Origin of the sequence: Mesorhizobium sp. C416B (assembly GCF_030323165.1) — a bacterium.
Classification (GTDB): Bacteria; Pseudomonadota; Alphaproteobacteria; order Rhizobiales; family Rhizobiaceae; genus Mesorhizobium.
In genome coordinates this window covers 681,620-706,462 of sequence record NZ_CP100471.1, presented here as the reverse complement: position 1 = coordinate 706,462, position 24,843 = coordinate 681,620, and the positions used below count along the sequence as shown (strand labels likewise).

At 60.3% G+C, this 24,843-nt stretch carries 20 protein-coding genes; 14 read left to right on the top strand and 6 right to left on the bottom strand.

Annotated elements, in window-relative coordinates:
• Nucleotides 1-246: 246 nt before the first annotated feature.
• Nucleotides 247-1,377, top strand: a complete 1,131-nt coding sequence (locus tag NLY43_RS03605) for a glycosyltransferase family 4 protein (protein ID WP_023713501.1) — start codon at nt 247-249, stop codon at nt 1,375-1,377.
• On the top strand, nt 1,374-2,213 hold the full coding sequence (locus NLY43_RS03600) for a class I SAM-dependent methyltransferase (RefSeq protein WP_023713500.1): 840 nt from the start codon (nt 1,374-1,376) through the stop codon (nt 2,211-2,213). Before NLY43_RS03605 ends, NLY43_RS03600 begins: the two co-directional genes overlap by 4 nt.
• Nucleotides 2,214-2,284: 71 nt before the next feature.
• Here the strand turns inward: NLY43_RS03600 and NLY43_RS03595 are convergent, their stop codons facing one another.
• Entirely contained in the window at nt 2,285-4,093 is a 1,809-nt protein-coding gene (locus tag NLY43_RS03595) for an ABC transporter ATP-binding protein (protein ID WP_245264034.1), read from the bottom strand.
• A gap of 141 nt (nt 4,094-4,234) precedes the next feature.
• Here NLY43_RS03595 and NLY43_RS03590 point away from each other — a divergent pair, with 141 nt between their 5' ends.
• From NLY43_RS03590 to NLY43_RS03580, 3 genes are all read left to right on the top strand, one after another.
• The gene (locus NLY43_RS03590) at nt 4,235-5,143 is read left to right on the top strand and encodes a hypothetical protein (RefSeq protein ID WP_156935540.1); all 909 of its coding nucleotides are present in this window, start codon (nt 4,235-4,237) and stop codon (nt 5,141-5,143) included.
• 117 nt (nt 5,144-5,260) lie between these two features.
• On the top strand, nt 5,261-6,523 hold the full coding sequence (locus tag NLY43_RS03585) for a glycosyltransferase (RefSeq protein WP_084568331.1): 1,263 nt from the start codon (nt 5,261-5,263) through the stop codon (nt 6,521-6,523).
• Entirely contained in the window at nt 6,524-8,548 is a 2,025-nt protein-coding gene (locus NLY43_RS03580; protein ID WP_031202177.1) for a hypothetical protein, read from the top strand. It abuts the gene before it with no gap.
• On the opposite strand, the gene NLY43_RS03575 is transcribed toward NLY43_RS03580, so the two are convergent.
• Nucleotides 8,478-10,553, bottom strand: a complete 2,076-nt coding sequence (locus NLY43_RS03575) for an acyltransferase family protein (RefSeq protein ID WP_084568330.1) — start codon at nt 10,551-10,553, stop codon at nt 8,478-8,480. The two genes, NLY43_RS03580 and NLY43_RS03575, sit on opposite strands and share 71 nt — an antisense overlap.
• Before the next feature lie 5 nt (nt 10,554-10,558).
• Nucleotides 10,559-12,574, bottom strand: coding sequence for an acyltransferase family protein (locus NLY43_RS03570; protein ID WP_023713494.1), 2,016 nt, complete (start codon nt 12,572-12,574; stop codon nt 10,559-10,561).
• A gap of 357 nt (nt 12,575-12,931) precedes the next feature.
• Between NLY43_RS03570 and NLY43_RS03565 the strand changes: the two genes are divergently transcribed.
• The 4 genes from NLY43_RS03565 (at nt 12,932) to NLY43_RS03550 (ending at nt 16,585) form a co-directional block, all read left to right on the top strand.
• Nucleotides 12,932-13,945, top strand: a complete 1,014-nt coding sequence (locus tag NLY43_RS03565) for an NAD-dependent epimerase/dehydratase family protein (protein WP_196813567.1) — start codon at nt 12,932-12,934, stop codon at nt 13,943-13,945.
• 158 nt (nt 13,946-14,103) lie between these two features.
• The gene (locus NLY43_RS03560; protein ID WP_245264033.1) at nt 14,104-14,730 is read left to right on the top strand and encodes an MraY family glycosyltransferase; all 627 of its coding nucleotides are present in this window, start codon (nt 14,104-14,106) and stop codon (nt 14,728-14,730) included.
• A gap of 231 nt (nt 14,731-14,961) precedes the next feature.
• On the top strand, nt 14,962-15,819 hold the full coding sequence (locus NLY43_RS03555; protein ID WP_023713491.1) for an alpha/beta fold hydrolase: 858 nt from the start codon (nt 14,962-14,964) through the stop codon (nt 15,817-15,819).
• Nucleotides 15,820-15,949: 130 nt separating this feature from the next.
• Nucleotides 15,950-16,585, top strand: coding sequence for an SGNH/GDSL hydrolase family protein (locus NLY43_RS03550; protein ID WP_023669434.1), 636 nt, complete (start codon nt 15,950-15,952; stop codon nt 16,583-16,585).
• A gap of 61 nt (nt 16,586-16,646) precedes the next feature.
• Here the strand turns inward: NLY43_RS03550 and NLY43_RS03545 are convergent, their stop codons facing one another.
• Nucleotides 16,647-17,660, bottom strand: coding sequence for an NADP-dependent oxidoreductase (locus NLY43_RS03545; protein ID WP_023713490.1), 1,014 nt, complete (start codon nt 17,658-17,660; stop codon nt 16,647-16,649).
• Between the two features lie 92 nt (nt 17,661-17,752).
• Between NLY43_RS03545 and NLY43_RS03540 the strand changes: the two genes are divergently transcribed.
• The 5 genes from NLY43_RS03540 to NLY43_RS03520 all read left to right on the top strand — a co-directional run bounded on the left by NLY43_RS03540 (nt 17,753) and on the right by NLY43_RS03520 (nt 22,769).
• A complete protein-coding gene (locus NLY43_RS03540; RefSeq protein ID WP_023689456.1) occupies nt 17,753-18,685 on the top strand; it encodes a LysR family transcriptional regulator in 933 nt (310 codons plus the stop codon).
• Between the two features lie 195 nt (nt 18,686-18,880).
• The gene (locus NLY43_RS03535) at nt 18,881-19,285 is read left to right on the top strand and encodes an MAPEG family protein (protein ID WP_023682292.1); all 405 of its coding nucleotides are present in this window, start codon (nt 18,881-18,883) and stop codon (nt 19,283-19,285) included.
• Nucleotides 19,286-19,718: 433 nt separating this feature from the next.
• Complete coding sequence (locus NLY43_RS03530; RefSeq protein ID WP_156935538.1) at nt 19,719-20,846, top strand: SMP-30/gluconolactonase/LRE family protein; 1,128 nt, start codon at nt 19,719-19,721, stop codon at nt 20,844-20,846.
• 68 nt (nt 20,847-20,914) lie between these two features.
• Nucleotides 20,915-22,087, top strand: coding sequence for an alpha-hydroxy acid oxidase (locus NLY43_RS03525; RefSeq protein ID WP_023827589.1), 1,173 nt, complete (start codon nt 20,915-20,917; stop codon nt 22,085-22,087).
• Nucleotides 22,080-22,769, top strand: coding sequence for an RraA family protein (locus NLY43_RS03520; protein ID WP_023713487.1), 690 nt, complete (start codon nt 22,080-22,082; stop codon nt 22,767-22,769). Before NLY43_RS03525 ends, NLY43_RS03520 begins: the two co-directional genes overlap by 8 nt.
• Before the next feature lie 13 nt (nt 22,770-22,782).
• Here the strand turns inward: NLY43_RS03520 and NLY43_RS03515 are convergent, their stop codons facing one another.
• Together NLY43_RS03515 and NLY43_RS03510 are read right to left on the bottom strand one after the other, a co-directional pair.
• A complete protein-coding gene (locus NLY43_RS03515) occupies nt 22,783-23,736 on the bottom strand; it encodes a response regulator (protein ID WP_023669440.1) in 954 nt (317 codons plus the stop codon).
• 47 nt (nt 23,737-23,783) lie between these two features.
• Nucleotides 23,784-24,821 carry a chemotaxis response regulator protein-glutamate methylesterase gene (locus tag NLY43_RS03510; RefSeq protein WP_023713486.1) on the bottom strand — a complete coding sequence of 346 codons (1,038 nt, stop codon included), beginning with the start codon at nt 24,819-24,821 and terminating at the stop codon, nt 23,784-23,786.
• Nucleotides 24,822-24,843 lie beyond the last annotated feature (22 nt).

The following is a 24,843-nucleotide window of genomic DNA, read 5'->3' as shown; positions in this document are numbered from 1 at the left end:
CAATGCGTTCGGACATAGGCAGGTTTCCTCAGGTAGTGAGTCGACGTCCTTGTATGGTAGGCGTTACGTCAATTCAACGACACGCTGTTGCCAAGGGGCAAGTCTCCGCTCGAAAGCAACTCTGAGACACTTTTGGCGAAGCATCTGCTCGATGTTGTGGATAACATGCGCCATGATTGGGTTTTGCGTGTCAAAAATCTACAAGGGTCGGATGGGTCGCGAGCAATCACCCCAAGAAATGACTGCATGAAACGAATCGTCGTCATCGTCAGCGAACCAACGTCCCTCGCAAGCACCAGGGGACACTTGCTTCTTGCGCTGCGCGATTCCGGGTACGAAGTTCATGCCATGGCGCCGGTCGACGCCATGACCATCCGTTGGCTGGCCGAGAACGGCGTCCACTTTCATCCATTGCCAATGGAACGAGCCGGGATTGCTCCGTTCGGCGATACGGTGTTGGCTTTTCGTCTCCACAACCGGCTAAGAAAACTCAAGCCTCAGGTGGTGTTGACCTGTGCAATCAAGCCGATCGTCTACGGCATCCCGGCTGCGTTGCTTGCCGGGATCCAGCGACGGCACGCACTTGTCACCGGCCTCGGCTACGCCTTCACGGACCGGCACAAGTCACCACGCTGGAGGATGGTAAACGCAGTGGCTCGGCTCCTCTATGCCGCAAGCCTTCGGGTTGCCACCACGGTCACCTTCCAGAACGACGATGACCGCAACGACTTCCGTCGCCTTGGGCTGCTCGGGCGGACCCAAGCTAATGTCGTCAACGGCTCGGGAGTCGATCTAGACCGATTCAAAGTCGCGCCACTACCCGATCAGCCGCGATTTCTGATGATTGCACGCCTGCTGCGTGACAAAGGCCTCGCCGAATATCTGGGTGCGGCGACGCTGGTTAGGGCTGTCAGACCTGACGCCCGTTTCCACCTCGTCGGAGATATGGATCCAAACCCCTCGGGGTTTCCATTATCGGAGGTTGAGGAGGCAGTCGCCGGCGGAGCCATCCGTTATCACGGACCGGTCGAGGACGTCCGTCACATCATCGCGGATACGCGTATCTTCGTGCTTCCGTCGTATCGCGAGGGGACGTCGCGATCGGTTCTGGAGGCCATGGCGATGGGGCGCCCGGTGATCACAACGGATGCGCCGGGTTGCCGGGCGCCAATCGTGCCCGGGGTCAACGGGCTGCTGGTTCCGGTTGGTGCCACCACATCGTTGGCTGAAGCCATGATCCGCTTGATAGACAACCCCGACGAAGCCGTATCCATGGGCAAGAACAGCCGATCGATTGCCGAACAGCGCTATGATATTCAGAAAGTTACAGCTGACATGATGGGCATCATCGAAGGGGGAGACCGAGCCGCAGGATGACATTCACAGGCAACCCATCGTCGAATCGGTACGAGTTCGGAGCCAATTGGGCGTCGTTCGTCGACAAACACTACTCGACTGAACGTCGGCAGGTGGCGGCCGACAAGCTTCTGTCCTTCCTCGGCAAGCAGAGCCTGGAAGGAATGGATTTTCTCGATATCGGCAGCGGCAGCGGGCTACACTCGCTTGCCGCCTTCGACGCAAAGGCGGATCGGATACATTCCTTCGACTTTGATCCGCTTTCGGTAAGTACCACCGGCAGGCTTCGCAAATTGGCCGGGGACCCGCCGAACTGGGCCGTCGAACGAGGTGACGTTCTCGATGCCGACTATCTTGAGGCGCTGGGCACTTGGAGCTTGGTCTATTCATGGGGCGTGCTCCATCACACTGGCGCCATGTGGCAAGCAATTGAGAATGCTGCACGAAGGGTAGGGCCTGGCGGCCTTTTCTTCATCGCTCTCTATTCGTCGAATGTCGTAACGCCTTCCGCGCAATTCTGGCTCAATGTAAAACGTCGGTACAATGCCGCCAACCCTCGTCAAAGGCGATGGATCGAATGCTGGTACATCTGGCGTTTCGGCCTTGGCAGAAATCCACTTCGGCTGCCAATGCTCCTGAAGCAGATTCGCGAGAAGAAAAAAGGTCGCGGCATGAGTTACATGACCGACGTCCGCGACTGGCTGGGAGGGTGGCCAATGGAGTTCGCCGACGACCAGGCCGTGATCGACTTCTTGAAGCAACGGTTCGATTTCGAAATCGTCAGGATATCCACCGGTGAAGCCTGCACGGAATTTCTCTTCCAGAACCCTGGCAAGGTGCAATCCAAACCGAACTGACGTGGCGGCCTTGCTGCACCGGCGGCGCCAGCCCGATCAGGCACGTTGCCGAACCCGTCCACGCGATGCATTCAAGCGATCTGTCCGCCGGTTGTCGTCGAGATATGCGGCTGGCGGTGTTCAAGGGTTACGATCTCGTCGCAACTTTCAACTGTCGTGAGACGGTGTGCGATGATCAATATTGTCAGATCGGTGGGCAGTTCTCGGATCGCCTCCATGACTGCCGCCTCGGTCTCCATGTCGAGAGCGCTCGTCGCCTCGTCGAAGACGAGCACAGATGCCTGTTTGTACAAAGCCCTCGCGATGCCTATTCGCTGGCGTTGACCTCCCGACAGGCGGACGCCGCGCTCGCCAACACGCGTCTCGTAGCCCTGCGGCAAGCTTTCTATGAAGTCCGCCAACGCGGCCTGCTGCGCCGCGCTGCGGACGCGCTCGTGGTCGGTCCTGGCAGGGTCGATGCCGAAGGCGATATTGTCTGCGATGGACGCATCCGCCAGGAATATGCTTTGTGGCACATGTGCGATCTGTCTTTGCCAGGCACGTCGCGTAGCGCCGTCCAACGTCTGCCCGTCGATCTCGATCGCTCCGCTGGTCGGTTCCAGCAAACCCATGATCAGATCGACCGTCGTGCTCTTGCCGCTGCCGGTCTTGCCTACGAAGCCGACCTTGGTCCCCTTCGGGATTTTGAGATTGAAGCCTTCGAGTATCGGCGGCTGGTCGGAGGCGTAACGAAACGACACGTCCTTGAGTATGATCGCTTGTTCGAATGGCAGGCGCCTGGCTGGAGGCTCGTTCCATTCGGGGCCAAGTGGTGCTTCCAGCGCCTGGAGCACAACTTCGGCGCCGGCAAGATTGCTGAGTATCAACGCCCAATTGCCGTATACAAGCTGCATCGATGGCAGCAGACGCTGGGCTCCAAGCACGAATGTTCCAAGTATTGGCAGTACCTCGCCGGCATTGTTGGATCGGATGATGAGGAAATAGGCGAGGGCCGCGATGATCACCATACCCGCGGCTTCAATCGCGAAACGCGGAGCGCTGGCTGCAAGCGCGTTCGTTGCGTTGGCGCGTTGCAGGCGCAGGTCGAGTTCGCTGTAGCGGGAAAGAAAATATGGCTGTGTGTCGTTGATAATGACATCGCGGATACCGCCCAGCCCCTCCTGTACAGAACGAATGCCTTCGGCCTGCGCGCTAGCGATGATCCGCGCATTCTGCTTGAGGTGTTTTCGGATCACAAGCGACATGGCGAGATACACCGCACCAAAGCCCGCGAAGATAACGAAGGTGATGATCGAACTTAGTATGAAAAGCGCTGCGACGACGAAGACACCGATGATTATGCCGCTGATTGATTGCAACAGTGGCAGCATCACGCCAGCGGTGATTGCTTGTACCTGTCGTAGCGCCGCCAACACCGAACTGGAGTTGCGCGAAACGTGGTAGTTGTAGGGCTGGCGCAGCACTCGGTCATAGACGGTCACGCCCACCTCATGTCCCAGCGAGAAGACGTATGAATTCGTGGCCCAGGTGAGGAGTATACGCACGGCACCGGCCACGATGGCCACTACGGAAAACAAAACCGTGAGCCCGAGCAGGCTGTCAGAAGAGCCGGTCAGCCGAAAGCCTGCAAGCTGACGCGCCAGAAACGACTGTCCGCCAACCGTCTCAGGATTGGCGATGCGCGCAAGAAACGGCAGCAAGGCACCAAGCGTGGCCGCTTCCGCCAGAGCACCGAACACCATCAGGACAAGGAGGCCGAAAAACTGCCTTTGCCGCCGCTGCGATACCTGCCGCCACAAGCGCCGCATTGTGTCGAAAGTGCTGCCCGAGTCTCGTTTTCCGCTCAACGCCAAATCGATGTCCGTATTCAGAGGGCCCAATGCACACGTCCAGCGGGCCACGACAAGCCACAACCGACGTCGATTGGCAATTTATCACAGAAGCGCCGAAGGTGGTCCGTCCACAAATTTCCTCGCAGTGGACTAGAAGCCACGGCCGCGACGAGGTGATAGTCTTCGACCATGAATGATGCCTTTGAGATTCGGTATCAAAAGTTGCGGCCAAGCTTAACTGCTGCATTGCTGTGCTCATTCGGCTTCTTCTCGGCAGGGGTTGGGGCGGCTTTCCTGCTGTTTGTCTCGGCCTATCCGCTCGGATTGATCAGCGCTTACCCGGCACCACCTGCCGAGGCAACCGAAGGGCCGCTGGGATTCCAGCAGAAGGTGGTGGATGTCGATGACCTCTACCGCGCTACGGACGAACCCATGCAGGCCTATCTCGAGCGCCTGACAAAGGCTGTCGCGGGTGGAATGGTGCATTATTGGACGGAAGGCGACAGCTGGGCGGCGACCGACACGTCCTACACGCGCATCAGCGTTTTTGACAACTACCTGCTCTGGATGCTCAGCTTCCGGCCGCAATATCGCGAAACGCTGCAAAATTATGAGTTTGTAACGCCCCGCAAAGGGCTTGCCCGGGGGTATGGGTTCTGTTCCCAGGTGTCCAAAATCGTCTATTCCATCCTTGCCGATCAAGGCATCGAGGCGACGATCTACAGTGTTCCCCAACACACCGTGGTAGTGTCGAACGGCAATATTCTGGATTCCGACTACGGTGTCTTTGTTCCTCGCTCGCTTGAGGACGTGCAGAGGGAGCTGTCAATCATCGACACCTACTACGCGCAATTCGCGCCGATGTTGCCCCTGCTGAAGACGGCTTATGGTGGGGCTTGGCAACCGGCTGGCACCATAGAGGACTTCGACGGCGTGCGTGCATACGAGGCAAAGTTCGAGCGGCTCAAATGGGCACCGCCACTCGCCCTCCTGGCAACCGGAATGGTGCTTGCCACGTTCGGGATGATGCTGCGGCATCGTGAAGGACGCAGCCCGTCTGCTGCGCGGCAGGCTGGAGCTGATCTTGCCGGCTCGTGACCTTTTGTGGATTGTACGCGCAATACGACTTCTTCTTGCCGGCTCTGGACGCTATGTGGAAGCGGGAACGGGCGAGAACAGGCGGAGGGGTGAGCGACGCTGCGAGAAGACCTTGCGTTGACTAGTGCTGAAAGCCAACAGCGCGTTGCCGCGCCTTCCACCGCGCGCCTGAGAAGGACCCGTCGCAACGTGCTCTTCATTATCGGGACGCTCGATCTCGGAGGCACGGAAAGCCAACTGGTGCTGCTTGCCAAGGAGTTGAAGGCGCGGGGCTGGCAGGTCGAGGTCTTTGCCCTCTCGTCGGGCGGTGTTCTTGCGGAAACGCTGAATCGTGCCGGTATCCGAATATCCTACGGGCTTCATCGCCCCAATCCCTTGCCCGCATCACTGACAGCGGCGGGGGCGGAAGAAAAATCGAGCGTTGCCCCCAAGACGCGGCCGAGCGTCAAGGCAATGCTGGTGCTCGGCGCCGCGATCACTTTGCTCGTTGGTCGCATCATTTTGACCCGGCCACGCGTGGTTCACGCCTTTTTGCCATTGACCAACTTTCTGGGCGCGTTGGCAGGTCGGTTTGCGCTGGCCCCACTCGTCATCACCTCCAGGCGCGGTCTCGGCAACCACCAGGAGCGATGGCCGCGGCTGAAGCGCATGGATCGAGTCGCCAATCGGTTTTCACATGTGGTGGTCGCTAACTCGCATGCGGTCGCGGCCGACATGGCGGCCCGGGATGGCTATGATCTCGCCCGCGTGCGCGTGATTGCCAATGGTCTCGATCTGAGCCGTTTCGATGGTATCAGCCATCGCCGTGATGAGATCAGGCGCAGCCTTGGTCTTGAACCTGACGATGTCGGGGTCGTCATCGTCGCCAATCTTATTCCCTATAAGGGACACAAAGATCTTATCGACGCTTTCGCAAGCGCAAGCCAAAGTCGGCCGGAGCTGAGGTTGTTCATCGCCGGACAAGATCGAGGCATTGGGCAGGCGCTGATGGAGCAAGCCCAGCGGCTTGGCGTCGGATCGACAGTTCGGCTGCTCGGGGCTCAGGACGACGTACCAGGCCTGCTTGCCGGCATGGACATCGGCGTGATCGCCTCCCACGAGGAAGGCTTTTGCAACGCCCTGATGGAAAAACTCACCGCAGGCCTCCCAGTGGTGGCCACCAATGTCGGTGGAAATCCGGAGGCAGTTTCGGGCATGCCGGGTTGTGTGCTGGTGAAGCCTCGTGACCCTGCCGATCTGGCCCGCGGACTGCTTGCCGTTCTCGAGCGGTTGCCCGAGCAGACAGTGGACCGAAAATTTCGTCAGCGGGCGATGCGCGAACGCTACTCCTTAAGGGCTATGGTGGACGCTTATGAAACCCTCTACCTCGCGGGCAAGTGAATGAGCGGGATTGCTCACTTCCAAGGCCCGGTGAATTCGGCGCCTACGCCGCGCAGCATCCTGCCATGTGTCGCCGCCGGGCTGTGTGCATTTGCCATAGTTATCTATCAGTCGTGGTTCATGCCCTATTTTCTGCCGTTCTTTACGGGCCGGGACGAGTTCGCCAGACTGGTTTTCCATGCCCTCTACGGCAGCGTGTTGATTGTTTCGATTGCCGTTCTTGCAATCCGTCGGTACGTGCGTGGCGCGATCCTCCTGCTCGCGATCGCCGGGGCGATGGCGGTTGCCCCGGTTGCGCTTCATCCACTTGGCATCGTCGCAAAGTGTTACCTGATTACCCTTTTCCTTGGCGGCGGGGCGATTGTCCTCATGCTCGCCTCATCGCCCGCAATGGTGCTGCGTCTATGTGCGTCGGTGACGGCGCTCAATGCGGTGGTCTGCTTCCTCGACATTCTTTTTGCCAACGGCTTCACCAGTACGCTTGGCAGAGCCGCCGGCCTGGCGATCAATCCGAATGTGGCAGCCGCTGGCCTGCTTCTTGGCGCCGCGGCGAGCTATCGCGCCGTCGCGCCAAACTGGCGTGCCACTTTCCTTGTTCTCGTAAGCGCCGCTCTGCTCGTCACGCTTTCCCGCTCGAACATTCTTGCAGCCTGTGGCACCGTGGCGGTGCCGTTTGCCGTTGATATTTGGCAGCAATTTCGGGGTCACCGTCGTTTAAGGCTCGATCCAAGGGGCTGGGGTCGCCCGCTCGCCGTCGCATTAATACTGCTGGGGACAATCGGTGTCGCGCTCGCCACAAATGTTTATTTTCGCGTTTCCGTCGGCAACTCCTTCGCCGGGATGATCTCGGTTGGAAAGGCGCTCGATGAGGCGGCGGATGCTGTCGATTCGTCACATGATGAGGTTGCGTCGTCCGCCTTAGACCCGGTTGCGCCGTCGTCTCAACAAGCTCTGGCTGAATCAAGTTCGGCTGCGACGATTGACCAGCCGACGGCAGAACCTTCGATCAGATCAGACCCTCCGCAAGCCGATCCTGCGCGAGCCACTGCCTCATCTGCGCCTCCGTTCAGCGGCCTGCCTTCGTCCGCGACAGGCCAATCCACAAACGCTGCCAAGATCCAGGCGCTAGGCGAACGTCTCGTGGACGAGGGCAAGAGAAATTCGATCTCGGCAAGAGCACTCTTTCTGGAGCGAGGCCTGCTGGCGTACAGAGAAGGCGGCTTCTTCGGTCGCGGCCTTGAGGTGGCGCAGGCTCTCGCGCCTCACAACACCCTTGTCCTTTTCGCAATTGCTTTTGGGCACATCGGCTGGTTGATCCCGATCGGCCTGGTCGCTTCCGCTCTCTGGTATGTCCGCAGCGCCGGCGATCTGGCCCTTGGTGTCGCACTCGTGGGGGTCATGCTGACATCGCATGACCTCTTGCTGACACCCTCTCTCTTTCTTCCGGTCGCGCTGGGAATTGGTGGGATGCTTGCCGAGCGGCGGGGATTTACTGAAACACATTCCTCAGCAAAAAAAGGCGAGTATCGCAGCTTTGCTTTTGGAGCTAATGCAGGCGTGATGGCCTTTGCGGCTGGCTGCATTGCGATATTGCTCATCACACCGTCGCTTGTTACCGGACGGCTGGAGAACGAGACCATGTTTACCGCAAGAGGCGGGTACGAGACGCTGCTACCACGCTCGCAATTTCCTGGCCTTTTCCAATTTGACAACCTTGTCCTCGATCCCCTGTTGAAGGCTTCAGACCTGCGTGAAGAAGGGACCCCGCTCCACCAAGTTGAATGGGCGCCGAACGCATGGCCGGCTGTTGGCCCGGGCGAATATACTTTTCGCCGGCGGGACGCGGTGCTGTTTTCGGCCACGGATTCGAGCGACCCTCGCCAAAACGGACGAACCTACGCAGTCGCCGTTCCGCTCTCAGTCAGCGCGCTGTGCCTTGCTCTCCTGGGCACAATCATCGCTTGGTCGATTGTGTCGACGTCTGCCTTGACGCCACGGATAAGTCGTCGCGAAGCCTCTCTATGACTTTCGGAACAACAAGGCGTGCCCCGTAGATGGAGAAGTGGTTCTCATCCAGGTAGAGGCTATGCCCTGCGCCGTCCGTCACATCACAGCCATTTGCCGAACAGATGGTTTCGCCGGGATCAAGCAGGTGAAAGCTGGAATGGCTGGCGAAAGCCATGAATGCCTGGTCGAAGGCGACGTTCTCCACCCGGGTGGGAACCGGGCAGGGCAAGGAAAGGTAAGTCGGTCTCAAATGGCAGACCACATTGGCGTCCGGCGTGTGTCCGATCAGGATCACCGGGCCGCGAAAAGCGGCATAGAGTTTCGCTAAGTCCCCAAGCATGGTCGCATACAGTTTTGCCAGGTCGGGCATCTCGACAGGCGCACCATCCACTTTCCGTTCGAGAAGAGTGCGATATCCGGGCCAGCGCTGCGCTTGGACAATGGCGAGAATGTCACCGGCCTTCAACCAGCGAGCCGCCTGGTCGGTAGCATTCCGGCAGTGCCGCGTGACCGCGCCGTTTGTTCTGGTCTGGAACTCTGCTCCGAAATAGCAATTGCCGGCATCGGCCAGCAGGAAATGGAATTCCTGACCGCCGAGTTCTTGAAGCGCCCGCGTGTATTGGTCGATGTGCGAATCGCCGACCACGAGTATCTTCTTTGGACTTTGAAGGTTGCCGAACTCGCAGAAATCCAAGCAGGCCAACGAGCCGGTGATCGCCTTCAGGGCTGCGCTGTTGGCAAGTTCGTTCCCCGCGACGGAATGAAGACGCCACGGCATTCCGCCCGACATCGCGTAACTGACCACGGAACATGAGAGCAGGCCAGTCAAGGCAAGTCCAAAAGAGGGGAGGAAGCCATGGCCAGCGCGAAAAGGCTGCTCGACGAAATGAAACATCGACATGGCCATGACGAGGGCCAGAAGCCCGACGAAGAGCGCTTCGGTCGGAAGCAGGGGGCGAAGCAAACCGTATTCGCAAAACACGATCAGGGGCCAATGAACGAGGTAGAGCGAGTAGCTGATGCGACCAAGATAGCCGACTGCGCGATTGCGCAAGGCGAAACCTCCCAATCGCGAACGGTTCGCAGACAACACCATCGCGGCGCCGGTGGCAGGGGCAAGCACGTTCCAGGCGGGCGCGCCCGAACGGCTGTCGAAAGAGAACACTGCAAACGCTATGAGGGCCAAGCCCAGCCAGGCGAGCAGCTCGTGGACAAGGACAGGTCGCGGCTTGGGAAGCCAGACCAGCGCCGCGCCACAGGCGAACTCGAACACGCGAAATGGCGTGTTGTAAAACACGGTTGCACGGCCCTCGGCGATCCAGTCCGCCGCCGGGGTCCCTGCAAACGGCCAAAACGATCCGTCCTGGAATGCGACAATGAGCCAGAAACTGAGAATGGCAATCGTGATGATCGACCAAACCATTCGCCCTGGGAATGCGGCAAGCAAAACTGAAAGCAGCATCGGCCAGACGAGATAAAACTGCCACTCCACACTGAGTGACCATGTATGAAGGAGCGGTTTCATCCGCGCGGCGAGATCAAAGTAGCCGGACTGGCGCCAGAAAAAGATGTTCGAAACGCCGTAACTCGATGCCATCAGCGATTTCGCGAAGGTCTCCAGATGTTGAGGCGTAAGCAGAAGAAACGCGGCGATGCATGACAGGGATAATGTCGCGAAAAATGCCGGCAGCAGGCGGCGAGCCCGGCGCGAATAGAAATGCGCCAAACTGAAACGCCCTGCCTCCACATCGGTGGCCACAATGCGGGTGATCAAAAAGCCGCTGATTACGAAAAACACATCGACGCCGACAAAGCCGCCGGAGAAACCTGCGAATCTCAGGTGGAAAAACAAAACAGCCAGCACCGCGACCGCTCTAAGCCCGTCTATGTCCGTGCGGTGACCGTCCCCAGCCGCTGCCGCACATGACGGGCTGCCGAACTGTCCTCCAACCCGCAACGCGCGGCTGTCTTCCGAACAGGCCATTCCAGCCGTGGTCGAGAGCGGAGCCTGGCCGCTTCGCATCCCGTTCAATTGCTCTTGCCAGCCGTTTGAGACGGCGTGGTGTTGGCGGCCGACAACCGGTTTTGCTCCTGGCCTTTCAGGGCCGGATAGAGACCCATCATTCGCGCGACGGCTTCGTCTGTCTCGGGCTTCAGGTTTCTGCGTATATGCGAACTATCTCGGTAGATGAACTCGCCATTGACGTAGGTTGCGCAGTGTCTGTCTGGACACATCCCTTTGAGCGGATCGACGAAGACGACGTTATTGTCATGAACGAGCGATGCGAGCGCGGACACCATAGGCGACCAGATCCGGAAGACTTGCTCGCTATTCATCTCGGTCGAACAACGCCTTAGCATACCGCTTTCGAGCATCGCTGCGCATGAAGTCAGGTCCAGGCCGGGACCAGGCACTTGGCCAATGATTGCGACGCGCCGATCCGCCCTTTCGACTTCCTGGATGAGGCTACGCAGGCCATCGCGCAACAACAGGACTTTGCTGGTCTGCCTCTCACCATTGTCAGCAAGGACATTGGTGTCGGCAAGGCTTGTCCAGGCTGCGGAGAGCACCACGAGGTAGATGTCATTGCGCTGTTTCAGCATGGCGACCGCGGCCTTTCGCGACGATGAGCAGCTTTCCCGATATCCGGCCAAATCCGGAAAGTCGCGGTGGACACCTTCTCCAAAGGCGGCCGGACAGGCGCGGTAAAGAAAGAAAGCCGTGTTTTCTCTTTTACCTGCGCTGTCTAACAGCGGCGCAAGATGCTCGGCATGGCTGTCGCCCCAGAGCACGGCGTGGCGCGCCGCTTTGTCCCAAGGCGCACCGAACGCGCAAAAGGTACTGCCCAACTCAGCGATGCTGACCATCTGCGGGCATGACCAGTCCCACATCACATCGAGGCTGCGCATTGCCTCGACTTGCTTCGAGATCCTGCTGGTGAAACCACGGGCTTCGAACACGGCATTGGCACTCAGGCAAACCATTGCCACCGCGGCGGCACCAGCGAGAAGCACGCTGGATGGCGGCGCCCGCAGGCGGCGAACGGGTTCCTCGATGAACCGCCAGGACAGATACGCCACCAGCCAGGCAACCGCTAAAAGCACGCACGATTCAACCGCCGAGGGCATTGCGGTGCCAATATAATGGCGGAAGAACACGAGGATCGGCCAATGCCAGAGATACAGGCTGTAGGAGATTCTGCCCGTCGATCGTAACGGCGCGCTCGCAAGCACGGCCGAAATCGTCGACTGCGACCGCGGCCAGACGACCAGAGCAGCCCCGATCACAGGACCCAGCGCGAAAACGCCTGGAAACGGTTGGCTCGGCGAGAGAAAAAGGATGCTTGCGACTACAAGACCAAGGCCGCTCAGCTCAAACCATTTGGACGTACGCCCGCGGCCTTTTGGTGGCGCAAAGACGAGCAGGCCGCCGATAGTCAACTCCCAGGCTCGGCTGAAGGGAACATAGAATGCCTGCTTCGGATCGGCCTCCACCAGATTGAGAGCGATAGAGAAGCTGACCAGCGCAACAATGCAGATCAGCGCGACGACGGGGAGCTGGCGGCCGCGTGACAGCCGGTTGGCAACCAGAAGCAACAGAGGCCATACGAGATAGAACTGCTCTTCGACGCCGAGCGACCAGAGATGAAGCAGCGGCAGCAGCGCCGCCTCGCGATCGAAATAGCCGGTATTCCAAAGGAAATAATAGTTTCCCAATCCGAACGTGGAATATGCCGCACTGCGTCCCAGACCTTCATAGTCGCCCGGCAGCAACAGAAACCAGCCGGCAACGAGTGAGAAGCAGATCATCACCAGCATCGCCGGCAATATTCGACGCATGCGTCTGCCGTAGAATTCCACAAGGGACAGTCCGCCGCCTTCAGCCATTAAAAGGCGCGTGATCAGGTAACCGGAGATAACAAGGAAGATATCAACGCCAGCAAAGCCGCCCCGAAAACCGGGCACGTCAAAATGGAAAAAAACCACTGCGACCACTGCGATAGCGCGCAACCCGTCAATATCTGGGCGATAGTCGGACTTCAAAGCTCCCCCCGAACAGTCCCTTGGCCTCTTAGCCTAATTGCGCGATATGAGTCGATGGCCTGAGTTATGCAGTGGCGGCACTCGCTGTTGGAGGTTCAAGTTGCATTGCGAGAAACGTGGAGATACCCCCACAATTTGTTTCGGCCAGAACGACGGAAATCTCCACATTGGTGGGGATGTGCCAGAATCAGCTATGGTCTGGTGACCAAAGGACGGAGAACTGGCAGGATTTCGGGTGGGTGTTTGTTCGCTGATGATATCGAGGGCGACGAAAACTCGCCAGCCTTGATATGAAAGTGGTTGTTTGCCCCATCCTCGACTGTATAGATGACGCTCCCGTGGGAGGACGTGGCAACCTTGGACAACCATAGCGCGGACTTGGTCGAATTTGGCCAGCACACACATGTGCTGGTTACTGGCGGAGCAGGCTTCGTAGGGTCGGCGCTTGTCGATCTTTTGCTCGCCCGCCATTGCACCGTAACCGTCATCGACGATCTCTCGAACGGGCTGCTGCCCAATCTGCCCACCGGCAATTCCCGGCTGACGATCCGCACTTTCAGGGTTGGCGATCCGGCATACGGCGCGGCGGTCCACAATGAGGTCGGGTTGGCCGATGCAGTCTTCCACCTGGCGAGTCCGATCGGCGTTCAGCTTGCCCACATGGAGCGTTTTGCCGTCACCAGCCGCATTCTCGAATCAGGCTGTGCGATCGTGGAGGCGTGCAGAGTACACCGACGTCCGCTGCTTTACACGTCGAGTTCAGAAGTCTACGGCTCCGGCCGGGACAGGCCAATCACGGAATCCGATCCGGTGACGACGGACCTGCGACCGAGATGGGGCTACGCAGCTGCCAAGGCCGCGATCGAACATTTAGTGGCCGGACTGTTTTTTGAATTCGGAATCCCGACCTGGATCGTTCGACCATTCAACATGGCCGGACCGCGCCAGCGCTCGGCGACCGGCCTCGTCCTGCCGGTGTTCGTCGATGCAGCGCTGCGTGGTGAACCACTCGTAGTCCATGACGATGGAGAGCAAAGGCGGGCGTTCCTGCACGTTGCCGACGCCGCCGAAGGTCTGCTGCTGGCAATGCAGTGCCCGTCATTGCGTGGCCGGCCAGTCAACTTGGGCGGAAGCGAAGCGATTCAGATTGGAAATCTTGCAAGAATGGTGATTGAGGCCACCGCGACGACCGCGCCCATTATCATGAAACCATCCAGCACGGTGTTTGGTGATCGGTTCGCCGTAACATACGACCGAGTACCTGACACAAGCCTGTTAACAACCATGACCGGATGGCGACCCGTGCGAAGCACGAGGCAGATGGTCCTCGACTGCATCGAGCACATGCGTACCGAACGAGTGGTTGCTTGACGTCTGGCTCCTTGGTCTCGTTCATCGGGGCCCTGCTCATCGCGGTTCCCGGCGTCTGGCTGTTTGCGCGTCTTGCGCGGCGTATCGGAGCGGTCTCCAAGGTCACGAAAGATCGGTGGCACACATCAGGCGAGGTTCCCCGGCTCGCGGGGCCCGCCATGCTGATCGCGATGTCACCATGGCTCCCCGTTGAACATACTCTCCTGCTATCAGCCTTCTGTTTGATCGGGGCGCTCGATGACCTCCGATCTCTTTCTGCCGGTGCCAAGGCAGCAGCGTTGGCCGCCGCAGCTGTTTTGGCCGGTATCATTACGCATCTGTGGTGGGTTCCGATCATCATTTGGATCGCTTGCAACGCCGTCAATATGCTTGACCATGCCGATGGTCTTGCCGCGAGCGCAATCGCGGCCGCCTTCCTCGGGCTGGGCGGCGCTCTCGGTATGGCGGGCGTCGGAGCATGCCTGGGATTTCTATTCTTCAACTATCCGCCGGCACGCGTTTTCATGGGCGATAGCGGCAGCCTTCTCCTCGGAGCGGCAATCGTGCTACTCGCGTCGCAAAGAGGGTTTGACGCTTCCCTGGCGTGGAATGCCGTACCGCTGATTGACGCCGTCTTCGTAATCAGTCGCCGCTTGCTGCAGGGGCGAAAACCTTGGATCGGCGGCACAGATCATCTTGGTCACACCTTGCTCCGCCTGGGCGTGAACCGCCGGGTTTTGCCCGCCCTATATGCAGCGACGGCACTGACGATCGGGCTTATGTTCTCGGTCTGGGCAAACACATAGGCACTTGAAGGCGTTGGGTCGAAGCTTCGGACACACGCCAGCGGCGTGTCGGCTTGCCGTGACTTCAGCCTAAAAGCTGACAGTCCGCTCGCGGCCCCAACTTGTTCTTGGGTTGCTATGACCCATCTGGCGGAAGATGCAACGGCAGAGCTTTGCATCTTGTCGGGGTAGCGCGCGTTGATTTAAAAATATGTGCGCTGGATCGCTTTGGCGACAACCGCGTTGCCAGCGATGGTCTCACACGCGCCTGAACATCGGTTTGTCAACACCGGGAGCATTGGGCTTCACGTCGTCCAGGTTGGGCCTGCCGAAGGCAGGCCGGTCATGCTCCTGCACGGCTTTCCCGACTTCTGGATCGGCTGGAGACGGCAGATCGATGCGCTCGCTACCGCCGGATTCCGGGTCATCGTTCCCGACCAGAGGGGCTACAACACCAGTGACAAGCCGAAAGCCATCCGTGAATACACGCTCCCCAAGCTCGTCGGCGATGTCGTTGCCATCGCCGACGCGCTCGGCATCGGAAGGTTTCACCTCGTCGGTCATGACTGGGGCGGTATCGTCGCCTGGGCCGCAGGCGCAAAGCTGCCGCACCGCCTGGAAAGGCTGGTCATCCTGAACGCGCCCCATCCCGAGGTGCTGCTTGCCCATTCCTTGCGATCTCCGACCCAGTTCCTGCGGAGCAGCTATGCGGCCTTCTTCCAGTTCCCCTTGCTGCCGGAGGCTTTTCTGGGGGCGGGGCGCTCGGCTCTGCTGGCACGGGCGCTCATCAAATCCAGCCGAACAGATGCCTTCACGGCGGAGGAAATCGCAGAGTATCGGCAGGCCTGGGAACGGCCGGGGGCGCTGACAGGCATGCTCAACTGGTATCGGGCGCTGCGCTTCCGCCCAAGCCTGAAGGAGCGGATCACGACGCCGACCCTTGTACTGTGGGGGATGCAGGACCAAGCTCTGGAATATGGCCTGGCCGAGCGCAGTCTGGCCTTTTGCAACGATCGGGGCCTGCAGACGTTCGAGAAGGCGACGCATTGGGTACAGCGCGAAGAGGCCAGCGCGGTGAATGCCGCGCTTCTGGCGTTCCTGGACGGCTGAGATGCCGTTCCGTTCTGTAGGTGGCCTGACTCGCCGTGATCTCCTGACCGTGCTCGCTGCCGCGGTCACAACCCACCACCTTACCTCCTCTGCTGATGCAGCATTGGCAGAGGCCTCAACGGAGCATCCGATGCCACACGTCGTCCTTCTCGGGGATTCGATCTTTGACAACGCTGCCTATGTCGCGCACGGGCCCGACGTAGTGCGGCAGCTGCGGGAGCGCTTGCCGGAGGGGTGGCGTGCAACGCTAAACGCCGTCGACGGCGCCGTCACAAGCGGCGTCGAGCGGCAGCTTGAACGGCTCCCCCAGGATGCTAGCCATCTTGTCGTCAGCGTCGGTGGCAATGATGCTCTTCGTCATGCAGGGATTCTGGAGCAGGGGGCCTGTTCGGTCGCCGAGGTTCTGGACAGGATCAGCGATATCCGGGAGGAATTCGAGCACGACTACTGTACGATGCTCGAGGGGGCGCTGGGCCAAAACCTACCCACAGCTGTCTGCACGATCTACGAGGCGCGCTTTCCCGACCCACAGCGTCGTAGACTTGCCGCAACTGCCCTGACGGTCCTCAACGACGTCATCACCCGGGCGGCGTTCTCGCGCGGTTTGCCGCTCGTCGACCTGCGCTTGGTATCGAATGAGGACGCGGACTTCGCCAATCCTATCGAACCGTCAGTGCAAGGCGGCGCGAAGATCGCGGCAGCCATCGCGGCACTTGTAGTCGAGCACGATTTAGCCGGACGTCGGTCGGTGGTCTTCGTCGGCTAAACGGCGTAATCCCGCCCGATCGTCTGCACTCCCGATGGTCGGTCGGACTGAAAGCAACAATTCAGACGGCCAGCACGATCTTGCCTTGAATACTGCCGTCGGCGGCGCGCTCATGTGCGCGCGATGTCTCGGCCAGCGGGAATGTGCTGTCGATGACGACACGCACAAGGCCGTCGTCGAGCAGGCGGGCGGCTTTTGCCAACTGCGCGCCATTGGATCGAACCTGTGTGGATGAGACCGTGATCCCCAGCCTCTCTGTCTCTTCGTGACCAGCGAAGCCCAGCGGGTTGACCAGGAACAGCGCGCCGCCCGGCTTCAGAACCTGGAAGAAGCGCTCCATGTCCGCGCCGCCCACCGCGTCGAGGACAAGGTCGACGTCTCGGACGACATCTTCCGCCCCGGTCGTCTTGTAGTCGATGAACTGATCCACGCCGAGACCGCGCATCAGCGCCTCGTTCTTCGCCGATGCCACGGCGATGACGCGAGCGCCCCGCCATTTCGCCAACTGGACGGCCAGATGCCCGACACCGCCTCCGGCACCATTGATGAGCACCGTCTTGCCGTCGAGGGGCACCGGCTCATGCGGTAAGGGCTGGAACGGATTCGGCTCGTCGTGGCCAAGTTCGATCAAGAACTGCCATGCCGTCAGAAGCGACATCGGCGCACCAGCCGCATGAATATGGTCGATGCCGGCTGGTTTCAACGCAACATGCGATGCCGGCACACTGACATAATGCGCGTAGGCATTGCTACCCGTCATCAAGTTATCGGGGAAGCGAACCATTGCGTAGACCTCGTCACCGATGCTGAACTCAGCGACGTCAGCGCCAACCGCTTCAATGACGCCCGACACGTCCGTGCCGAGAATCAGTGGGAAGGACGCGTTGGGTCGCCATTCTGGCGGCAGTGCGCGATAGCCATCCCGCAGATACCAGTCGGGCGGATTAAGCCCGGCCGCCTGGACTCGGACAAGCACCTCGCCGGGCTTCACACCCGGCCTAGGCGCGTCTTCGTACACCAGCATCTCGGGACCACCGAATGCGTGCAGACGGACTGCCTTCATCTTATCGCTCATTGGTGAAATCTCCGCTCATCCATGTCATTGGAGCGAATCTAGCGGCATGTCCGCGGGTTGATAATCGGTGCCGATGGCGGTTAAGTAATGCCATGGCGGAACATATCACTTTGGATCGGCTCACTGGCATCATCGCCTTCGCGCGTGCGGGATCGCTGGGCAGCTACACGGCAGCGGCGCGCGCGCTGTCGATTTCCCCGTCGGCGGTCAGCAAGAGCGTCCAGCGGCTCGAGCGGCATTTAGGAGTGTCGCTGTTTACCCGTACAACGCGCTCGCTCACCTTCACGCCCGAAGGGCGCGACCTGCATGAGCGCGCGCTGCGTCTGCTACGCGAGGCGGAGGAAATAGAGCAGGCGGCAATGACCGCGCGCTCCGAACCATCGGGCACGTTGCGCGTGGCCGCGTCGCTGCCGATCGGACTGCATCTGATCGCTCCGGCTTTACCGGCTTTCCGTCGGCTCCATCCGAACCTGATCGTCGATCTCAGGCTGGGTGACCAGATGGTGGACATGATCGAGGAAGGGATCGATGTCGCCATACGCATCGGTGATCTGGCTGACACCCGGCTACTATCACGCAAGCTCGCACCCCATCGGCTTTGCTGCTTCGCCTCGCCAGCCTATCTCGAGGAACGCGGCACACCGACCCATCCCGATCACCTGGAAGGGCACGACACCGTCAACCTTCGATATCAGAGCACAGGCCAGGCCTTTCGCTGGCCCTTCCGGATTGGCGACCGTGAAATCGAGATCGTGCCCAATTCCGGTGTGGTCGCCGATGCCAGCGATGCGGTGCTCATCATGCTGGCAGCCGGCGGTGGGATAGGCATAGGCGCCTCCTTCATGGCGGCTCCCTATGTGAAGCGCGGCGAACTGGTCCCAGTGCTGTCCACGTTCGCGGTCGAGCGAAACAATGTCACCGTGCTCTGGCCGGCAAGCCGACGCGCCAACCCCGCCGTGCGCGCCTTTCTGACCATGCTCGACGCCGCTTTCACTCTGCGAATGGCAGCTTCAAGCATCGACTGATCTGGCGCGGAAGGGTCGCTAAAGGGCGAAAGCGGTCAATCACTGCTGATTGGCTGAACGGCAGCTATTCCGGGCACAACGTCCAAAAGCTGCTATTCCGTTTCGGCCCCACTACAGGCCGCCCCTCCTCGTCGAATAGCATTAGACTAGTTGATCGGCTACAACGACCTAGAGTGCTAGCAACGGGGAGGGCACATGTCGGCGAGTGCTTACGCATTGACTGGCTTCATCTCGTGGGCCCTGGCCCTGCTGATCGTGATGGAAGTTATCCGGAGCTACCTGGTGATCTCTGGGCAAGTCCCGGCAAACGGCTTTACGCCAGATAACGGAGCCCTCTCCCCGTTTATGCGGAGGTTAGCCCGTGCCCACGCCAACTGCATTGAAGGGCTTCCAATCTTCGGAGGTCTGCTCGGAGTCGCGATCATCATTTCAAAGACAGATGTCACGGATCCCTTGGCCTCCACGATGTTAGGCGCACGTATAGTGCAGTCGGTGATCCACCTCGTCTCAACCAGCCAACTCGCGGTCAGTCTCAGGTTCACCGCGTTCGCTGTGCAAATGGTGATTGGTGCTTATTGGTGCTGGTTGCTGTTGATCTGAAGAGTGGCGGAGCCCCGACGCAAAAGTGGGCCACCTCGATTCCGGGAGCCTTGGCAACCCACTCCGGATCGTGACCCGAAAGACTGTCCCTTTTGACAGGCGAGCGAACCGCAAAACTGGCAGTGGCAAAACCGCCGTTGAGGCATGATATTGCTGTTGGATTTTGGGGCTACTCCCCAGCTTCGGAGAAGGATCGGCGTTCAGAGAGCAATTTGCACGCCTGGGCGCTGCGGCGCTCCCCAGCTTTTGGCCACACGCACGCCCTGCAAACGCTCGGGCTCCAGAGCGCCTGGCAGCGGAGCAGAGAATTGTTGGACTTTGTGAGTGTTAGAGGGAGAGGAACTGAGATTCAACCTTCTCCACCTGCACTTGTTCCTTGCACGCTGGCCTCAGCAGCACCTAATCCTGCCACGCAACCTGGAGGAGCAAGCCAGTGCTACCGAGCTGTGTAGACACCGATCGGCTCGTCGCTGTAGCCATAGGCCTCCGCCCGTCGGGGTTCACCGGCGTCGGGGTGGGGGCCGGCCTAGGGGGGCCCAGCAACGCGCACGTCAGCCTGGCTATCTTTCGAGTCGCCGGGTCCGGTGACCGCCAGATCGTCAGGCTGGATTATACCCGACAAATCTTGATAGGCTGCCGTTCTGGGGGTCGCACGATGAACGAGGTTGAAAAGCTGGCCGTCGAGGTTGTCGCGACCGGCCTTGGCTGGCCCGAGGGCCCGACGGTGCTGCCCGATGGCCGAATTGTCATCGTCGAAAGCTATCGCAGCCAGCTGACGGCCATAGATCGCGACGGAAGTGCTCGCCAGTTCGCGTATGTTGCCGGAGCGCCCAACGCCTGCGTTCTCGGATCGGATGACCTGCTCTATGTCTGCCAGAACGGCGGCACGACCGGACCTTGGCGGGCCGCGGACATGACGACGCCATCGATCCAGCGGGTTGCCGAAGGCGGAAAGCCGGAAATCCTGCTGAGCGAAGTCGCGGGCATTCGGCTCAATGGGCCAAACGATCTTGTATTTGCTGCTGACGGCCGGCTCATCTTCAGCGATCCCGGCACATACAACCCGGGGAATCCGGACCCAAGCTACATCTTTGCCGTCAACCCCGACGGCAGTGCGTACCTTGCTCTCGGCTTCGACAAGCCGACCTTCCCCAATGGTGTGGCGATCGAAGCCGACGGCTCGATCATTTGGGGGGAGTCCTATACGGGGCGCGTCAAGCGGCAGCGTCCGGATGGTTGCGTCGAAGACCTGGGCCGCTTGCCTGGGCCCAATCCGATCCCGGACGGGCTGAAGGTCGGAGCCGATGGCCGCCTTTATGTCACGGATATTGCCGCCAACGGCATTCACGTTCTGAAGCCCAACGGCACAGCGGAAGGTTTCTTCGTCTGCGGCAAGGCAACGACCAACTGCGTCTTCTCGGGCGAGATGCTTTGGGTGACAAATGCCGGCGTGCTGGCGACCGGCAGCGATCCCTCCTTTGAGGGAACACTCTCCTGCGTGCGTGTTCCGGGAGGCGGTGGACCGACGCATCATGGTCGCATCGGCGGAAAGCAACCGTGAGTAGCTCCTCGTCCGCCTCAAACACAGGCGATGACCCCGGCGCCGGCGGTGCGGCATCGTCTGCTTCGATGGCGGCGTTGAAGCGCCTGTACAGCGTGGCCGCGGTCCGCATCGCCGCGCGGCGGACTTTGCCACGCCCGGTGTTCGACTTCGCCGATGGCGGTGCCGAGGATGAGCGAACGCTGCGCCGGAACGAGCAAGCTTTCAACGAGGTTGCCATTCTGCCGCGACCGCTCAACGGTGCAACGACGCGAGACCTTTCCCTTGACCTCTTCGGCGCGAAACTTGCCATCCCGCTGGGCATCGCGCCAACCGGCCTGGCTGGGCTGTTCTGGCCCGACGGCGAGCGCGCAGCCGCCCGAGCCGCAGCGGCCGCAGGGACATTCTACTGCGCCAGCCACGGATCCGTCTGCACGCTGGAGGACATAGCAGCCACCGGAAGTAGCCCACGGTGGATGCAGGTGTTCGTCTACACCGATCGCGGCTTCACCCGAGAAATGGTGCATCGGGCGCGTGCCTCAAGCTACGACGCGCTGGTGCTCACCATCGACAACCAGATGCTTGGCAACCGTGAACGCGACATCCGCAACGGTTTTGCCATCCCGCCGCGCTTCGGTGTGGCCGGAACCCTCGCGACCGCCACCAAGGCGGCGTGGCTTCTTCGTATGCGCACCCGACTCCCGAAACTGACCTTCGGCAACTACGCGCGCCCCGGAGATACGGCGACGGTCGGTGCATTGGCGGGCCGGATGGCGGCAATGCTCGATCCCGGACTCTCCTGGGCCGATGTCGACTGGCTGCGCACTGTCTGGTCCGGACCGTTGTTGCTGAAAGGCGTCCTGCATCCCAGCGAAGCCGCCGAGGCTGTAGCCCGAGGAATCGACGGCATCATCGTATCCAATCATGGGGGACGTCAGCTTGACGGCGCCGCCGCATCCCTGGACGCGTTGACGGCAGTTGTCGCGGCTGTCGCCGGCCGCGTACCAGTGCTTATTGACGGAGGCATCAGGCGAGGCTCTGACGTCGTCAAGGCCCTAGCGCTCGGCGCCTCGTGCTGTCTGATCGGGCGGCCGCAGTTGTGGGGGCTCGCGGTCGCCGGCGAGGAGGGGGTACGCCACGTGCTCGAACTCTACCGCAAGGAAATCGACCGCGTCATGGGACTGATGGGCGCGCGGAGCCTGCGCGACCTCGGGCCGGACTGTATTTCGTTCGTTCAGGGAATGGGGCCGCTACATGATTGAAGACCCACCACTGCTCACCATCAAGCGCCGTTTCGAACGGCCCGCAGCAGAAATCATCAGTGCTTTTGCGGGCGTGCCGGTTAGCCAGGTCGTAGACGCGATGGGGGGACGCGGCGCCTTGCATTATGCGATCAAGCCACTGTCGCCAGCTACTGCGACGATGGTCGGCGTCGCCGTGACCTGTCACTGCGGTCCCGCCGACAACCTCGCCCTGTTTGGAGCACTGGATGCCGCAGCAAGTGGCGATGTCATCGTCGCGGCCACCGACAGCTTTGCCGGTACGGCGGTAACTGGCGATCTCGTGCTCGGCATGGCGCGCAACAAGGGAGTCGCCGGCTTCATCACTGACGGCCTCGTGCGCGACGTTGTCGGGATCGAGGCGGTCGGGTTGCCGGTTTACTGTGCCGGGATCATTGCGAACTCGCCTGCGCGCAATGGTCCAGGCACGGTCGGATTCCCGGTGGTAGTGGGAGGAGTGACTATCTCGCCGGGAGACATACTGGTCGGCGACCGCGACGGTCTCGCCGTGGTGCCTCGCCTGGAGGCTGAGTCGGTGCTGGCCCGGCTCTCCGCCATCAGGGCGGCTGAGAAAACTCTTGATGGCCTGGTGCGGCAAGGTCTCGAGATGCCCGACTTCGCCAAGGTCGTCCTCAAATCGAACAGGGCGCGCTTCGTTGACTGAGATGTGAGCTTCTCTAGCTGCGGGACATATGAAGCGCAACACGATTTCGTCCTTCCGATTTGGCACGAAACAGAGCCAAATCGGCGGCATTGACGAAATCATTTGGCGTCTCGTTCTCGGTGGGCACCGCTGTTGCGACGCCGACGCTGATGGTCACGCGATCCGGGCCGTGGGGTATGTTCAACTCTCGCACGCTCTGGACGAGCCGCTCGGCGATCGCACTGGATTGTTCCAGTATAGTGTCGACCAGCACGATGACGAACTCTTCGCCTCCGTACCGCGCAGCGAGATCGGTGGAACGGCCGGAACCGCTCTGGATTACGCGGGCGATTTGCTTGAGCACATCGTCGCCGGCCATATGGCCATAGGTATCGTTGTATCGTTTGAAGTTGTCGGCATCGATCATCAACAGCGACAGTGGGGACTGTGCGCGAAAAGCGCGTTTCCATTCAGCCGCCAGATATTCGTCAAAATAGCGCCTGTTGCCGAGACCCGTCAGGCCATCGATCCGCGTCAGACGTTCAAGCTCTAGATTTGCACTGATCAGCTGTCGCTGGCTTTCCCTCAGCGCTCGGTGTGCCGAGTCTCGCTGGACGTGATCCAGATAGGCCCGCGTGTGATATCGAATGCGTGCAATCAACTCGATACGATCCGGCAGTTTGACGAGATAGTCGTTCGCGCCCGCAGCGAAGGCTTCGCCCTTGGTGGCTGGATCTTCCTTGCTCGACAGCACAATGACTGGAACCGCGCGTGTCGACGCATGCTTCCTGTATTCTCGCACCAGATGTAGCCCATCCACCCCGGGCATGACGAGATCCTGCAGGATAACGGTTGGCTTTACCTCATCCGCGACCGTCATCGCTCTCAACGGGTCGGTGCAGAAGTGTAAGGATATATCGGGCTCGTTGGCTAGAGCGCGCCTGACCGCCTCGCAAACCATGATCTGATCATCGATGAGCAGAACCATGGATGAATAGTTATCTGCGAGTGGCGGGACCAACTCTGGTTCTTGCGTCATCGGAACGGGCCTTTCACGTGGGGGCGCTCGCAGGCTTCGATTATACGTGAGCCGATCGCACCCAAAGGAAGAATATCAACAGCCGCGCCGATGTCGGCGGCGGCCTTCGGCATGCCATAGACGGCACTGGTTGCTCTATCCTGCGCGATTGTGAGATGCCCCTTGTCACGGAGCTGTCTCAGCCCGCGCGCACCATCCCTGCCCATGCCTGTGAGCAGAACACCAATCACTGAGCCAGGCCACCATTGCGCCGCACTTTCGAAGAACACATCTACGGACGGCCGATAAACATTGTCCTTGGGGCTGGGCGTATAGCCAAGTTGCTGAGCTGACTTGAAAACCAGATGATCCGCAGAACTGGCTACGAGAACGGTGCCCGCTTGAGGACTATCCCTTTCCCCCGCCGGACGGATCGGGAGACGCGTATGCTGCCCTAGCCAATCAACAAGGCCTGGAACGAACTGAGCATCGAGATGCTGGACGAGCACAATCGCGCCGCCAAAATCAACGGGAAACGCGCTCAGGACTGCGGCAACGGCAGCCGGCCCGCCCGCAGAGGCGCCGATTGCTATCAGGCGTCGAGTTGACGGCTCAGCCGCACGTGACATCCACCTTTTTGCCTGGGTAGGCGCATCACCGATCAACTTGCCTATCGTTCGTATCTTGTTCGTCAAAAGCCGGGCGGATTGCGAGGACGCGTTGCCTTCGATGCCCACCGACGGAATATCGACTGCGTCAAGCGCGCCATGACCCATTGCTTCGTAGACGCCGGCGAGGTTGGCTTCGATACTGGCGGTCACCAGCAAGATTGAGCACGGGGTTTCCGCCATGATTCTGCGCGTCGCTTCCACGCCGTCCATCTCTGGCATCGCTAGATCCATGAGTATCAGATCCGGCAGATCACGTCTGCAGACCTCGACCGCCTCACGCCCATTGGTCGCGATCCACGCGACCTGATGTTCGCCGGTCGACAGGACCAGTCGACGCAGAAGTTCAACCGCCATCGGCATGTCGTTGACTACGCCGATTCTCATTCGCTGGCTTCCAATCTCGATC